This is a genomic window from Acidimicrobiales bacterium, from assembly GCA_025455885.1.
Classification (GTDB): Bacteria; Actinomycetota; Acidimicrobiia; order Acidimicrobiales; family Acidimicrobilacustridaceae; genus Rhabdothermincola_A.
This window is the reverse complement of the sequence record JALOLR010000004.1, coordinates 38,332-52,657: the sequence shown is the minus strand read 5'-3', so window position 1 is coordinate 52,657 and position 14,326 is coordinate 38,332. Positions and strand designations below refer to the sequence as shown.

12 protein-coding genes and 1 riboswitch are annotated in these 14,326 nt (G+C 72.9%); of the genes, 2 read left to right on the top strand and 10 right to left on the bottom strand.

The features are described 5' to 3' along the window. The 7 genes from MUE36_04560 to MUE36_04530 form a co-directional block, all read right to left on the bottom strand. Entirely contained in the window at window positions 1–1,197 is a 1,197-nt protein-coding gene (locus MUE36_04560) for a homoserine O-acetyltransferase (GenBank protein MCU0310201.1), read from the bottom strand. Between the two features lie 6 nt (window positions 1,198–1,203). Beyond that, window positions 1,204–1,344, bottom strand: a riboswitch (SAM-I-IV-variant riboswitch). 53 nt (window positions 1,345–1,397) lie between these two features. Next, window positions 1,398–2,072 (bottom strand): ABC transporter ATP-binding protein, encoded by a 675-nt coding sequence (locus MUE36_04555; protein ID MCU0310200.1) that lies wholly within the window; start codon window positions 2,070–2,072, stop codon window positions 1,398–1,400. A 15-nt stretch (window positions 2,073–2,087) separates the two neighbouring features. Then, window positions 2,088–3,191 carry an ABC transporter permease gene (locus MUE36_04550; protein ID MCU0310199.1) on the bottom strand — a complete coding sequence of 368 codons (1,104 nt, stop codon included), beginning with the start codon at window positions 3,189–3,191 and terminating at the stop codon, window positions 2,088–2,090. Then, a complete protein-coding gene (locus MUE36_04545; protein MCU0310198.1) occupies window positions 3,188–4,315 on the bottom strand; it encodes an ABC transporter permease in 1,128 nt (375 codons plus the stop codon). The genes MUE36_04550 and MUE36_04545 overlap by 4 nt, the downstream gene beginning before the upstream one ends. An 11-nt stretch (window positions 4,316–4,326) precedes the next feature. Next, the gene (locus tag MUE36_04540) at window positions 4,327–6,159 is read right to left on the bottom strand and encodes an N-6 DNA methylase (GenBank protein ID MCU0310197.1); all 1,833 of its coding nucleotides are present in this window, start codon (window positions 6,157–6,159) and stop codon (window positions 4,327–4,329) included. An 80-nt stretch (window positions 6,160–6,239) separates the two neighbouring features. Then, window positions 6,240–7,409: a DEAD/DEAH box helicase gene (locus MUE36_04535; protein ID MCU0310196.1), complete on the bottom strand. Its 1,170-nt coding sequence runs from the start codon at window positions 7,407–7,409 to the stop codon at window positions 6,240–6,242. A gap of 181 nt (window positions 7,410–7,590) precedes the next feature. Next, on the bottom strand, window positions 7,591–8,148 hold the full coding sequence (locus MUE36_04530) for a glutathione peroxidase (GenBank protein ID MCU0310195.1): 558 nt from the start codon (window positions 8,146–8,148) through the stop codon (window positions 7,591–7,593). A gap of 130 nt (window positions 8,149–8,278) precedes the next feature. Between MUE36_04530 and MUE36_04525 the strand changes: the two genes are divergently transcribed. Further along, window positions 8,279–9,313, top strand: coding sequence for an aminoglycoside phosphotransferase family protein (locus MUE36_04525; GenBank protein ID MCU0310194.1), 1,035 nt, complete (start codon window positions 8,279–8,281; stop codon window positions 9,311–9,313). Here MUE36_04525 and lgt read toward each other — a convergent pair. Continuing rightward, window positions 9,276–10,241, bottom strand: a complete 966-nt coding sequence (gene lgt / locus MUE36_04520) for a prolipoprotein diacylglyceryl transferase (protein ID MCU0310193.1) — start codon at window positions 10,239–10,241, stop codon at window positions 9,276–9,278. The two genes, MUE36_04525 and lgt, sit on opposite strands and share 38 nt — an antisense overlap. A gap of 8 nt (window positions 10,242–10,249) precedes the next feature. Then, the gene (locus tag MUE36_04515) at window positions 10,250–12,052 is read right to left on the bottom strand and encodes an acyl-CoA dehydrogenase (GenBank protein ID MCU0310192.1); all 1,803 of its coding nucleotides are present in this window, start codon (window positions 12,050–12,052) and stop codon (window positions 10,250–10,252) included. A 70-nt stretch (window positions 12,053–12,122) separates the two neighbouring features. On the opposite strand from MUE36_04515, the gene MUE36_04510 reads away from it, so the two are divergent. Next, the gene (locus MUE36_04510; protein MCU0310191.1) at window positions 12,123–12,782 is read left to right on the top strand and encodes an enoyl-CoA hydratase/isomerase family protein; all 660 of its coding nucleotides are present in this window, start codon (window positions 12,123–12,125) and stop codon (window positions 12,780–12,782) included. Window positions 12,783–12,842: 60 nt separating this feature from the next. On the opposite strand, the gene MUE36_04505 is transcribed toward MUE36_04510, so the two are convergent. Beyond that, entirely contained in the window at window positions 12,843–14,189 is a 1,347-nt protein-coding gene (locus tag MUE36_04505) for a sensor domain-containing diguanylate cyclase (GenBank protein MCU0310190.1), read from the bottom strand. Window positions 14,190–14,326: the final 137 nt, after the last annotated feature.

Sequence of the window (14,326 nt, the reverse complement as noted above, 5' to 3'; positions counted from 1 at the left end):
TCAGCTCTTCTCGAGGTCGGCGAGGAACGGGGCGAGTGCGTCGCCGACCTGCTGGGTCTCGAGCAGGAAGGCATCGTGGCCGTCGGGGCTGTCGACCACGACGTGGTCGACGCGCCGGCCGAGGGAGCGGGCGAGGTCCCGCAGCATCTCCTGCTGGTAGGGCGGGTAGAGCGCGTCGGAGCTGATCGCCACGGTCAGGAGCGCGCCCCGGAAGCGGCTCATGGCGCCCTCGAGCCCCCCGCGTCCCCGGCCGATGTCGTGCAGGTCCATGGCCCGGTTGATGACCAGATAGGAGTTGGCGTCGAAGCGGCGGACGAGCTTGGCGCCGTGGTAGTCGAGGTAGCCCTCGACGTCGAAGCGCTGCCACGGGGTGAACCGGTCCTCGAGCGGATCGAGCTGCTTGCGACCGAAGCGCGCCGCGTACACCCCTTCGGTCCGATAGCTGAGCTGGGCCAGCTCGCGGGCGAGGGCCAGGCCCTGGTGGGGACCGTCGCCGGGCTCGGCGTCGTAGTAGTCACCGTTACGCCACCGGGGGTCGAGCGCGATCGTGCTGCGCTGGATGCTCGACAGCGCGATCTGCTGTGCGCTGGCGGCGGCGGTCGTGGCGATGGCCGCCACCGCCCGCACCCGACGGGGGAACATGACACCCCATTCGAGGGCCTGCATCCCTCCCATGGACCCGCCGACGACGCACAGCCACCGCTCGATGCCGAGCGCGTCGGCGACTGCGGCCTGGGTGCGGACCATGTCGCGTATCGACACCACCGGGAAGGCCGAGCCGTACGGTCGGCCCGTGGCGGGGTCGATCGACGACGGCCCGGTGGAGCCCTGGCAACCGCCGAGGACGTTCACGCAGACCACGAAGTAGCGGTCGGTGTCGAGCGCCCGGCCCGGGCCGATGAGCGGGCCCCACCAGCCGTCGGTCGGGTGACCGGGTCCGCTGCGGCCAGCGGCGTGGCTGTCGCCGGTGAGGGCGTGGCAGACCAGGACGGCGTTGTCGCCGTCCGGGGACGGTTCGCCCCAGGTCTCGTAGGCCACCGTCGGGCCGCGCAGGCGCCCACCGCCCTCGAGGACGAACGCCCGGTCGTCGGCGAGGGTCACGAAACGGCGGTCGCCGACCGGATCGCCCGGTCGCCACGCACCCGTCACGGGCAGCGGGTCGGCGCTCAACGGCACCCGACGGCTCGGTTCGTTCATGGCACTCCCCGGACACTTCGTTGCTCGGCGAACCGAGCCACATCCCGACCCGTGGGACCGGCGGACCGGCCCACGACGTCGGTTGGCACCTTGGGTGTCCGTCCCAGGTTGCCGGACCCGACCAGCGGGCCTCTCCTGATGTCGTGCGCAGAGGATAGCGCCGGGGGGGCGCCGATCGGGAACCCGCCGGACGTCGGTGGTCAGGCGGCGAGGCGCCCGTCGGTGATCGCCACGCTGCGATCGGCGTAGTGGGTCATGCGCTGGTCGTGGGTGACGATCACCGCAGCGGTGCTGCGGCTCTTGGCCTCCGAGACGATCAGCTCCATGACCTGCTCACCGAGCTTGGTGTCGAGCGCCGAGGTGGGCTCGTCGATGAGGACCAGCTCGGGCTCGTTCATGAGGGCCCGGCCGATGGCCACGCGCTGGCGCTCGCCGCCGGAGAGCTGGCCGGGGACGTTGTCCATCCGCTGGCTGAGGCCCAGCTCGTCGAGCAGGCGCTCGGCGCGCTGTCTGGCCACCTTGTGGTTGCGGGAGTTGCCGAAGTCGTTCACGACCATGAGGTTCTCGCGGGCGGTGAGGAACGGCACGAGGTTGACCGCCTGGAACACGAAGCCGACGGCGTCACGGCGGAACGCGGTGAGCTGCTTCGCCGAGTAGGTGGAGATGTCGTTGCCGCCCACCACCACGTGGCCCTCGGTCGGGGTGAGCAGCCCGCCGGAGATCGACAGGAGGGTGGTCTTGCCCGATCCCGACGGGCCCACGAGCGCCACGATCTCGTCGTCTCCGACCGACAGCGTGGCGTGGTCGAGCGCCACGATCTCGGCGTCGCCGGAACGGTAGGTCTTGCGGACGTCGGTGAGTTCCAGCGCGGGCACGCAGCGCTCCTTGGGCTAGCCGATGGCCGACGCAGGGTCGACCCGGACGACGCGGCGCAGCGAGATGGCGGCACCGAGGACGGACATGACGACGAGACCCACGCCGATCTGGACGATCCGGGCGGGTTCGACGGCGAGGGGGATGCCGGTGGGCAGGACGGCAGCCACCCCGAGGATGATCAGCGCGCCGAGGAGGAACGACGCCGCCGCGACGACCACCGCCTGGGCGACCACGCCGGCGAAGATCTGCCGGGTCGACGCCCCGATCGCCTTCAGCACGGCGTAGAGGCCCGTTCGCTCCAGGGTGAGCAGTGCGAAGAAGAGCGCGACGACCAGGCCGGCCACGAAGAGGGTCACGTAGATGATGGAGGAGAAGGTGGAGTTCTGCTCGCGGATGCCGGGCAGCGACAGCACCGCCTCCTCGCGAGTGAGCGTGGTGGTCTCCCCGCCGGTGGCGGCGTCGATGTCGGCCGCCACCTGGGCAACGTTCGCACCGGGAGCGGTGCTCACCACGAGCGCCTGGAACGTGCCGGCCGGCAGCGTGGCGTCGGGCCGGGAGTCGGCGAGGATGGTGCGCCACGTGTCGGGACGCACCCAGAACCCGCTCTGCTGGAGGAAGTCGGTGTCCTCCACCCACCCCACCACGGTGATGGGCGTGCGGGCCGTGCCCACCTCGACGGCGTCGCCGAGGGCCACCCCGGCGTCCTGCAGGCTGCGATCGGCGAGAGCCTCGTCGGCGGCGAGGTCGACGGTGTCGGGCATCGATCGAACCGGTTGCTCGAAGCCGACGACGGCGAGGTTGGCGATGTCGTCCTCGCCGGGCACACGTCCCCCGACCAGGGCGATGCCGAGGCCGGCGGCCTGCTCGACGCCCGGCACCGCCTCGACCCGGGCCCGGACGTCGGGGTCGATGCGCGACCGGATGAGCGACTCGCGGGCGTCGGCGGAGAACACCACGAGCTCCGCGGGTTGGGCCCGCAGCACCCCGGTGGAGCTGAGGTAGAGCCCGTCGAGCAGCCCCCCGAGGAAGAGGAGCAGGACGGTGAGCAGGACGAGGGCGGAACCGGCCACGCCGAAGCGCAGCGGCTTGCGGAGGAGCTCGACGAGTCCGAGCTTCACGCCAGCCCCCCGAGGCTCGGTCGGCTGACCACCGACGCAGGGTCGATCCGCCGCACCCGTAGCAGCGTGATGGTGGACCCGAGCAGCGCCAGCACGATCACACCCAGCGCGCTGGCGGCGAGCGTGGTCGGGGAGATGGCGATCGGCAGGCCCGCCGACGCACCCTGTACGGCGAGCACGGTCAGCACGACGCCCACGACGAGGCCGCCGACCACGACGAAGGCGATCTGCACGAGGAGCGACCGCACCAGGTAGCCGGTGGACGCCCCGACGGCGCGGAGCAGCGTCAGCGAAGCGAGCTTCTGGACGGTGAGGATGAGGAAGAAGAAGCCGATCACGACGGCGACGACCACGAAGGCGAGGCCGAGGATGAGCTGGAAGGACTGGTTCACCTCGGCCACGCCGGGAGCCTCGGCGACGGCCTGCGTGCGGGTGAGGGCGTCGACGCCCTCCACCTGGGCGCCGATCCGGGCGGCGAGCTCGTCGGGGGTGACCCCGTCGGCCGGTGTGATGGCGATGAGCGACGGCAGCACCGCCGGGGCGTCGGGGTTGGCGGCCTTGCGCAGCGCCGTGTAGCCGTCGAAGGTGACCCAGATCGTCGGTGCGACCGAGAACCGGCTCTCCTCGGTGAGGCCCACGATGGTCAGGCGGACGTCGCCGTTGACGCTCGTGACGGTGTCGCCGAGCCCGAAGCCGGCGTCGGCGTCCTCACCGCTGGCCGCGGCCTCGGTGGCGGTCTCGGGCAGCCGTCCCTCGACCAGCCTCGTGGGGTCGCCGGGCCCTCCGGGGGTGAAGCCGAACACCGACGCGTCGGTGAGCTCGCCGCCCGCCTCGAGGGTGAGCGTGGCCTCGCCGAGGGGCGCGGACGCCCCGACGCCGTCGACGGCCTCGACCTGTTGCTGCACCGGCGGCGGGATCACGCTGCCGGCCACGTTCTTGCGGGCCTCGGCGTTGTAGACGAGCACGGTGGCCGACTGGTTCTCGATGGCCCCCGTGAAGCTCTTCAGCAGCGAGCCGAGCAGGGCCTGCTGGAACATGATGAGGAACACGAGGAGCCCGACGGCCCCGGCGAGGAGACCGAACCGGAGCTTCGCCCGTCTGATCTCTCGGCCGGCCAGGAACACGAACGGGAAAACTACCGTCCGCCGTCGGCAGTGCCACCTCGACCCACGAGGCGGGAGCCCCACCAGTCGATCAGTTGCGCGGCGTCGCGTCCGGTGACCCCGTAGGCGGCCGTCAGCGCCCCCGCGGCCTCGACCAACGCCGCCCGACGGGCCGGCGGCGAGGGCTCGGCGCGGCGCAGGAGGTTGGTGCCCTCGCGCCACGCCCCGTGGTCGACGGGCAGCGGGACGGTGAGCACCTGGCGGGCGCTCACCTTCACCGCGCCGGGTGACCGGGCCGCGCCGCCGACCTCGTGGAGCACCCACGCGGTGACCGGGGGCGCCATCAACGCGGCGGCCACCGACCATCGGTGGTGCGCGTCGTCGCGACCGATCCGCAGGGTGATGCTCACGAGCGGGACGGACGGCCAGTAGCGCCCGTCGTCGTCGACGACCGCCTCCACCACACGGGTCTGGGTGGCCACCACCACCTTCGGTGCGCACCGGGCGGCGACGGCGGCGGCGAGGCGGCGCTCGGGCGACGCCGCCGCCGCGGCCACGTCGAGGACGGGCGCCGCGAAGCGACGACCGCCCAGACGGGCGGGACGACGGCCCCAGCCGGTGGCTCCCGGGTCGACGAGCCCGGCGGTGAGCACCCGTGAACGGCCGGGCGACGGCGGGCCGATGAGGTCCGGGGCCGGGTCCTCGGCGACCAGGGCCGCCACTGCGTAGAACTCGTCGCGGAACCCGGCGGTGGCGCGACACCAGTCGCCCACCGTCACCGCGGGGTCCAGATCGACCTCGGGTACGCCGGCGACGGCGGCCCAGAGCGGCGACCAGGTGGATCGACCGGCGAGGCGGTGTCGGGGCACGGCCAGGGAACGGCGACCGTCGCCCACGACGGCGACCGCGCCGGAGGCGTCGGGGCCGTCGTGGGCCCCTGGCGGCCGGTCCGTCGTGGTCACGATCGGGGCGCACACCGCCACCGCGGCGTCGAAGAGGCGCCCGGACGGGACCCACAGGTCGCGGAGTCGCCCGACCCCGACCCGGTCGCGCACCACCCCGGCGTCGCGGGTGGCCAGCAGGGAGAGGGGCTGCAGGAGGGCGACGACCCCGGGGGTGGCGACCTCGTCGAGGGCTCGGGCCAGGAACAGCGCGGCGGTGTCGGCGTAGCCGGCCGGGCGGCCCAGGCGGCGGCCCGCGTCGACGACCTCGTCACCGCGACGTGCGGTGCGCCGCGTCAGCTGGCCCCCGAAGGGCGGGTTGCCGACGACGACATCGGGCCGCCGGCCGAGACGAGCCCACGGGTCGTCGCCCAGGGCATCGCCGGTGCACACGTCGGGCAGGCCGACCTCGGCGCCCCCGGGGCGAACGGTCGCCACCCACGCGCCGACCGCGGCCACCGCGACCAGCGCGGCGAGGGGGTCCACCTCGATGCCGTGGAGGCGCGGCACGACCGCCTCGACGGGATGGCCCCGACCCACCAGGGCGCGCGCCGCGGCCAACAAGAACGCGCCGCCCCCGCAGGACGGGTCGCACACCTCCGGCAGGACCGCGGCGTCCGACTCGAACCACCGGGCGAGGGCCAGCGCCACGATCTCGTCGGCGGCCCGACCCGGGGTGTAGTGCACGCCCCGCGCACGACGCTCCCCGTCGGCCACGAGCACCTGGTGCACGGCGCCCAGCCGGTCGGGGAGGTCGGCGACCCCCCCGTCACGCCCGGCGGCGCGCCGCGCCACCACCGGACCGGCCTCCCCCTCGGCCAACGCCTCCTGGAGGCGACGCCGGTCGGCGCCCGCCGACCCGCTCCCCAGCGGCCCCAGGCGGGTCGGGTGGACGCCGAGCTCGTCGGCGGCCTCGGCGACCACCGCCCGCAGCGTGGCCTCGGGGTCGAGACCGGCCGCCCGTGCAGCCGCCGCAACGGCCGACGGCGGAGCCGCGCGCAGCTTCAGCCGCCCACCGGGTCGGTCGACGGGTCCCAGGCCACCAGGTCGGCGAGGCGGGGGTCGTTCGAGAAGACCTCGACGATGGGCTGCTCGAGCTTCAGCCGCTTCTGGAGCCGCTTGATCTCGAGCTCCTCGTTCCACAGCACGAGGGTGACGACCACGCCGGACTCACCGGCGCGGGCGGTGCGCCCCGAGCGGTGCAGGTACGCCTTCGCGTCCTCGGGCGGGTCGAAGTGGATGACCACGTCGACGTCGTCGACGTGGATGCCCCGGGCGGCGACGTCGGTGGCCACCAGCACGTGGAGCTTGTCGGCCGAGAAGTCGGCGAGGGCCTTCTCGCGATGGCTCTGGCGGAGGTCGCCGTGGATGGAGGCCGCCTCGACCCCCTCGCGCCGCAGGTCCGAGGCGACCCGGTCGGCGGCCCGCTTGGTGCGCACGAAGACGATGGTGCGGTGCGAGTTGCGCACGATGGCCGCCGCGACCTTGACGCGGTCCATCTCGTGGACGTGCAGGAACCGGTGGTGCATCTCCTCGACGGTGACCTGCGACGAGGCGACCTCGTGCATGGCCGGATCGGTCTGGTAGCGCTTGATCAGGGTGTCCACCACGCCGTCGAGGGTGGCCGAGAAGAGCAGGGTCTGGTGCTGGCCGGGGATGTGGCGCAGGATCCACTCCACCTGGGGCAGGAACCCCATGTCGGCCATCCGGTCGGCCTCGTCGAGGACGACCTGGGCCACATCGTCGAGGAAGACCTCCTTGCGGTCGATCAGGTCGATCATCCGACCGGGCGTGGCGACGACCACCTCGACGCCCTTGTTCAGCTTCTTGATCTGGTTCTCCATGCTGGCCCCGCCGTAGACGGCGCCCACCGTGACGTCGCGGGTGGCGCCGATGGCGACGAGCTCGTCGCACACCTGGACGGCCAGCTCACGGGTGGGGACCAGGATGAGGGCCCGCGGGCGGCGGGGCTCGGCGGCTTTCACCCGTTCGAGGACGGGGAGCCCGAAGGCCAGGGTCTTCCCGGAGCCGGTCTTCGCCTTGCCGCACACGTCGCGCCCGGCGAGGGCGTCGGGGATGGTGAGCTCCTGGATCGGGAACGGGGATGCGATGCCGCGCTCGGCGAGCGCGGCGGCATAGTCGGGCGAGACGCCCAGGTCGGAGAACGTGGTCATGATCGTGCGGGCCTCGGAGGGTCTGGGTGCCGACGCACTGCCCACCGACGGCGGGTGTCGACACGGGGGGAGCGACGCTGTCGGCGCCGCCGGGCGGCCGGTCGGCCACCACGAGTCCCGCTCAGGCTACCGGGCCGGGGCGGCAGCACCGTTCATGCCGGCGCCGCGCCCCGTCGACGGCTCAGGCCAGGACGCCCTCGATGGCGGCCACGACCTCGGGGGCCTCCGGCTCGACGGCCGGGCGGAAGCGGGTGATGGAGGCGCCCCCGGGGGCCACGAGGAACTTCTCGAAGTTCCACTGGATGTCCCCGGCCTCACCGGCCGCGTCGGGCACGGCGGTGAGCTCGGCGTAGAGCGGGTGGCGGTCATCGCCGTTGACGTCGACCTTCTCGGTCAGCGGGAAGGTGACGCCGTAGGTGGTCGAGCAGAAGGTCTGGATCTCCTCGGCGGTGCCGGGCTCCTGGCCCAGGAACTGGTTGCACGGGACGCCGAGCACGGTGAACCCGCGGTCGCCGTAGGTCTTCTGGAGGCGCTCGAGGCCCTCGTATTGAGGCGTGAGGCCGCACTTCGAGGCCACGTTGACGACGAGCACGGCCTTGTCCGAGAGTGCCGACAGGTCGGCAGGGGTGCCGTCGAGGTTGTTGATGGCCTGGTCGTAGAGCGACACGAGGTGCCTCCTTGCGCGGGGACCGGCACGGTGCCGGCTCCGACCCGTCAACGTCCGGGCCGGGGTGCCCATTCCCCGGACACGGCGCGAATTCGGGGTCCGACCGGTCAAGACCGGCATGGTGGCTGCCGACATGGGACGGGACCATGTGCCCGACGACCGCCGCCACCACCGCTCTGCGGGGATCCGTCGCGGGGGGACGATGAGCGACTTCGCGGAGGCCCGGGCCCGCAAGGCGCTCGCCGACGCCGGTCTCGACTACGCAATCCCCCTCACGAGGGCCAGCAGCGTCACCAACGAGGTCTGGCTCACCGACGACTACGCCATCCGCGTGAACCGCAAGCCCAACCAGCGGCTCCGTCGCGAAGCGTTCCTCGGCCCGCTGCTGCCACCGGCCGTCCACTACCCGGAGGTGGTCGGCTACGGGGGCCAGCTCGGCGCCGACTGGCTCATCGTGCGCCGCCGGCCCGGCGAGGTGCTGGCCCGCTGCTGGCCGTCGATGTCGACCGGCGAACGTCGCAGCGCCACCCGACAGCTGGCCACGATCCTGCGCAACCTCCACGCCGTCGAGCGCCCTGTCGACCTGCCGGCGATCGACGCCGCTCCGCAGCTGCTCGCCGACCACGAGTTCGGGGTCACCCGGCCCCTCCTCGACGCCCTCGAGGGCCTCCGCGGCGTCCCGTTCGTCGAGACCGACCTCGTCGAGGAGGCGCTGACGATCGTGCGGGACACGGCCGCGTGCCTCGAGCCCTTCGACACCGGCCACCTCGTGCACGGCGACGTGACCTTCGAGAACGTCCTCTGGGACGGGACCGCCATCTCCGCGCTGCTCGACTTCGAGTGGGCCCGGGGCGGTCCCGCCGACCTCGACCTCGACGTGCTCCTGCGATTCTGTGCCTACCCCTTCCTGCACGTGGCCGAGGACTACGAGGCCGAGACACTCTCGTCGGACTACGCCCCGGTCCCCTACTGGCTGGCCGAGGACTACCCCGAGCTCTTCGCCCACCCCCGCCAGCTCGATCGGATGCGGCTGTTCTGCATCGCCTTCGACGTGCGCCAGATCGTGGCGTTCCCACCCCAGGCGGCCGCGAAGAGCCTCTCGCCGCACCACGCCGTGAACCGCCTCGAGCGAGCCGTGCGGGGAACGAGCCACCTCGACCGGCTGGCCGACGGGCTCGACCCCGAGCTCCCGTGGGACTTCAGCCCGGCGGTCTGGGCTCCCCTGGCTCCTCGCTGAGCCCGTCCTCGGCGTCCGACTCACCGGCGGCGCCGACGGGGACCTCGGCCTCGTCGTCCGCCGGGCCGGCGCCGTCGGACGGCGGCTCCCACCGGTGCCCGTCGCGGTACGGTCCCACCTCGTCGTCGGCGCGCAGCTTCAGACCACGGACGAGCACCACCACCAGGGCCCCGACGATCCCGATGATCGACAGCCAGATGTTGATGCGCAGACCGAGGACGGTGCTGGCGGTGTCGACCCGCAGCGCCTCGATCCAGAGGCGGCCGAGGAAGTAGCCGCCGACGTAGAGCGGCAGCAGCGTGCCCGGGCGCAGCGAGCGCCGTCGGTCGACGAGCACGAGCACGGCGAACAGGCCGAGGTTCCAGAGCATCTCGTAGGCGAACGTCGGATGGAACGTCGCCACCCCCGGGTACCCGGCGGCCGCGGCCTTCGCCGGGGAGATCTCGACCGCCCACGGCAGATCGGTGGGGCGCCCGAACAGCTCCTGGTTCCACCAGTTGCCGAGGCGCCCGATGGCCTGCGCGAGCGGGATGCCCGGGATGATGGCGTCGAGTCCGACGGAGATGCGCATGCCCCGCCGGTGGGCGACCCACACCCCGACGGCCACTCCGAGCGCCACCCCACCGGGGATCCCGAGGCCGCCCTCCCAGATCTTCACCGCGTCGCCCCAGCGGCCCTCGTAGCTGCGCCAGTCGGTGGCCAGGTGATAGAGACGCGCCCCGATGAGGCCGGCGGGCACGGCCCACAGGGCGATCGCATAGACGTCGTCGGGGTTGCCACCGCGGTCGCGCCAGCGGAGGCGCGCCACCTCGACGGCGGCGAGCACGCCGAGGGCGATCATCAGCCCGTACATGTGCAGCGGGCCCACGGTGCCGCTGCTCGGGCTGGGGATCGACCCCGTGAGGACGGAGGTGAGGACGCCGGACACGGGACGGATCAGCCGGCCAGGGCCTCGGGACCCACCGCGTAGAGGTCGGCGTGCCCGGCGGTGACGGCCGGGGCCAGCCCGGTGACCGCCGGCAGGAGGTTCTCGGCGTAGAACCGTGCGACCGTGATGCGGGCCCGGAGGTGCTCGTCGTCACCGCCCGTGCCGAGCGCCCCGGCGGCGGCCAGGGCCGCCTCGGCGAGGTAGCGACCGCCGACGAGGAGCCCGAACATGCGCAGGAACGGCGTGGCGCCGGCCAGGGCGTCGCGGACGTCGGCCACGCCGTGCTCCATGAGCCAGGCAACGGTCTCGGACACGACGGTCCGGGCCTCCTCGAGCCGGGCGGCCACCGGGGCGAGCTCCTCGCCGGCCTCGGCAAGACGGTCCTCGACGGCCTCGACGGCGGCGAGGAAGTCGGCCATGACCCCTCCGCCCCGCATGGGCAGCTTGCGCCCGACGAGGTCCATGGCCTGGATGCCGTTCGTGCCCTCGTAGATCGTCGTGATCCGGGCGTCGCGGTAGTGCTGCGGGACGCCCGACTCCTCGATGTAGCCCATGCCGCCGTACACCTGGATAGCGAGCGAGGTGACCTCGATGCCCATGTCCGTGCCGAAGCCCTTCGAGACCGGGATCAACAGCTCGACGAGCTCGGCGTTGCGCCGACGCACCTCCTCGTCGGTGTGGTGGGCGGCGAGGTCGATGGCCTCGGCGTTCGTGTAGACGATGGCCCGCATGGCGTCGATGAGCGACTTCATGGTGAGCAGCATGCGGCGCACGTCGGGGAGGTCGACGATGAGCGACGTCTCCCCCGGAGGCGCGCCGGGGGCCCGCCCCTGGCGGCGCTCCTGGGCGTACTGCAGCGCGTCCTGGTAGGCCCGCTCGGCGAGGGCGAGGCCTTCGAGGCCCACGGAGAGCCGGGCATTGTTCATCATCGTGAACATGTAGCGCATGCCCTGGTTCTCCTCACCGATGAGGTACCCCACCGCACCGTCGCCCTCCCCGTAGCTCATGACGCAGGTGGGGCTGGCCTTGATGCCCATCTTGTGCTCGATGGAGACGCAGGTGACGTCGTTGCGCTCCCCGAGGGTGCCGTCGTCGCCCACCAGGTACTTGGGGACGATGAAGCACGAGATGCCCTTCGTGCCGGGCGGGGCGTCGGGGGTGCGGGCCAGGACGAGGTGCACGATGTTGTCGGCCATGTCGTGCTCGCCGAAGGAGATGTAGATCTTGGTGCCGCTGATGCGCCAGCTCCCGTCGCCCGCCGGCACGGCCTTCGTGCGCACCGCCCCGACGTCGGAGCCGGCCTGGGGCTCGGTGAGGTTCATCGTCCCGGTCCACTCACCGGTGACCATCTTCGTGAGGTAGGTCTCCTTCTGGGCCTCGCTGCCGTGGTGCATCAACAGGTCGATCGCGCCCTGGGTGAGCAGCGGAGCCATCGAGAAGGCCATGTTCGCCGAGGAGATGAACTCCTGGAGGACGATGCCGATGAGCCACGGGAACCCGCCCCCTCCGTAGACCTCGGGGAACGGCACCCCGCCCCAGCCGCCGGCCACGTAGCGGTGGTAGGCGTCGACGAAGCCCGCCGGTGTGGTGACGGTGGCGCTGGCGGGGTCGTGGCGGCTGGTCTCCACGTCGCCCGACCGGTTCAACGGGGCGATGACCTCCGCGGTGAAGCGGCCGTTCTCCTCGATGACGCCCTTGATCGTGTCGGGGTCGAGGTGCTCGAACGCCGGGAGGGCGCACAGGCCGGCCACGTCGGTGAGGTGGTCGAGCACGAAGTCGATGTCGCGGAGAGGGGGTCGGTAGTCAGCCACGGGGCGAGGCTAACCCGCTGACGGGGTCGTCACCCGGGCGGCCCGACCGGCCCTCTGGCACCATCGCGCCATGATCGACCTGACCTGGGACGGCGAGATCGCCGTGGTGACCATGGACGACGGCGAGAACCGGTGGAGCGGCCCCGGCATCTCCGCGCTGCACGCCGCACTCGACGAGGCCGAGGCCCGGGAGGGCCCGTGCGGGCTGGTGGTCACGGGCACGGGCAAGTTCTTCAGCAACGGCTTCGACCTCGACTGGCTGATGGCCAACCCCGACGCCGCCCGACCGTTCCTCGACGAGATGTTCCGGGCCTATGCCCGCATCCTGCGCTTCGACGCCCCGACCGTCGCCGCCGTCAACGGCCACGCCTTCGGGGCCGGGGCCATGCTGTGCACGGTCTGCGACCACGCGGTGATGCGGGTCGACCGGGGCTACTGGTGCATGCCGGAGGTCGACCTCGGCCTCCCCGTCGACGACCGGATCCTGTCGCTCCTGCTCAGCCGGCTCCCGCGCCGGACCCTCACCGAGGCCCTCGTCACAGCCCGCCGGTACGGGGGTCCCGACGCGGTGGCGGCCGGCTTCGCCGACCGGGCCGTCCCGGCCGACGAGGTGCTGACGACGGCGATCGAGCTGGCTCGCAGTCTGTCCGGCAAGCACCGTGCGACGGTCGGCATCCACAAGCGCCTGATCCACCGTGACGCCCTGGCTGTCCTCGACCCCGGACACTGACGACCGGACGCCGATCACCGGAGGCCGGACCAGCAGACCCGGCCGGAGGCGACCGGCCGGTCAGAGGTCGTCGCCGGTGATCACCACGTACCGCCCCCGACCGGAGGCCTTGGCCTGGTACATCGCCGAGTCGGCGAGGGCCACGAGCGTGTCGACCTGGTGGCACCGCTCGGAGGCCACGACCAGGCCGATCGACACCCCGACCTGGGCCGTCACCCGCCCGACGACGATCGGCTCGGCCACGCGGGCGACGAGGCGGTCGGCGACGCCGGTGAGCAGCCCGATGTCGTCCACGCCCTCGATCAGGAGCGCGAACTCGTCGCCCCCCACCCGGGCGGCGGTGTCGGTGTCACGGACGATGGAGTGGATGCGGTCGGCGACCTGGACGAGGACGGCATCGCCGACCTGGTGGCCGTACTCGTCGTTCACCGGCTTGAAGCCGTCGAGATCGCAGAAGAGCAGGGCGACCGGGCTGGCGTAGCGCGTGAAGCGGTTGAGGGCCAGCTCCAGGCGGTCGTAGAGCAGGAGGCGGTTGGGGAGCCCGGTGAGGTAGTCGTGGGTGGCGAGCTGGCGGAGGCGCTGCTCGGCGTGCTTGAGCTCGGTGATGTCGCGAGCGAACACCGACACCGTGCCGAGCGCTCCGGCCGCGTCGGCCTCGGGCTGGACCCCGTGGGCCACGAACCGCGCCGAGACCGGCACCGGCTGGAGCTCACGGTTGCGGAACGACAGCTCGCCCTGCCAGACCCCCACGGCCAGCAAGGCAGGCTCGATCTGGTCCTGGAAGACGGCCAACCCGTCCGGTTCGAGGAGGTCGACGAGGGCCGTCGGGACCCGGGCGTGCGCGCCGATGCCGAACGCGTCGCGGGCGGCGCGGTTGCCGTAGGAGACCTGGCCGTTGGCCTCGATGACGAGCAGGAAGTCGGCGCCGTCCTCGAGGACCTGGGCCAGCCCGAGCGGGAGCATCGGGCCGGTCTGGGCGGCGGTGAAGTCGAAGACCTGGCCGAGCAGGCCGGCGGGGCGTCCGTCGGCGCCGTAGAACACGGTGAGGTCCATCCGCAACGGCCACGGCACGACACGGCGGTGGTCCTCGAACCCGGCGCCCCTGAGACGGCAGTGGGTGGCGTTGAGCTCCCCTGCGAGGAGCTCGGCCACGGCCACGGCGGCTGCGGAGCGGTCCTCGGCCAGGACGAGGTCGAGGAGGTCGGTGCGCCGGAGGCGGTCGAGGGGCGCGCCGAGGAGGTCGCACAGCACCGGGTTGGCGTGCTCGAGGCGGGCGTCGCCGTCCCACAGGGCGACCCCGACGGGGAGCAGGTCGAACGCCGCGGGGTCCCACGGCCGGGCGGGCGCGGTGACGAGGGGGGCGGAGCCACCCCCGGCGTGTCCGAACCGACCCTGCTCGTGCTCCATCTGGGACCTCCGGGACCCGGCACCGCCGGACCGGGCGCGTCGACGACCACGCCGGACGGCCTCCGCCGACCCTACGCGACGACCACGCTCCGTGACCATACGTTCACCCGGATTCGGTCCGTTCGGCCCACTCGCCG

Excerpts from the sequence above, each read along its gene's own strand:
- MUE36_04560 (MCU0310201.1), bottom strand. The coding sequence starts at position 1,197 with ATGAACGAACCGAGCCGTCGGGTGCCGTTGAGCGCCGACCCGCTGCCC.
- MUE36_04535 (MCU0310196.1), bottom strand. The coding sequence starts at position 7,409 with ATGACCACGTTCTCCGACCTGGGCGTCTCGCCCGACTATGCCGCCGCG.
- MUE36_04530 (MCU0310195.1), bottom strand. The coding sequence starts at position 8,148 with ATGGGCACCCCGGCCCGGACGTTGACGGGTCGGAGCCGGCACCGTGCC.
- MUE36_04525 (MCU0310194.1), top strand. The coding sequence starts at position 8,279 with ATGAGCGACTTCGCGGAGGCCCGGGCCCGCAAGGCGCTCGCCGACGCC.
- MUE36_04510 (MCU0310191.1), top strand. The coding sequence starts at position 12,123 with ATGATCGACCTGACCTGGGACGGCGAGATCGCCGTGGTGACCATGGAC.
- MUE36_04505 (MCU0310190.1), bottom strand. The coding sequence starts at position 14,189 with ATGGAGCACGAGCAGGGTCGGTTCGGACACGCCGGGGGTGGCTCCGCC.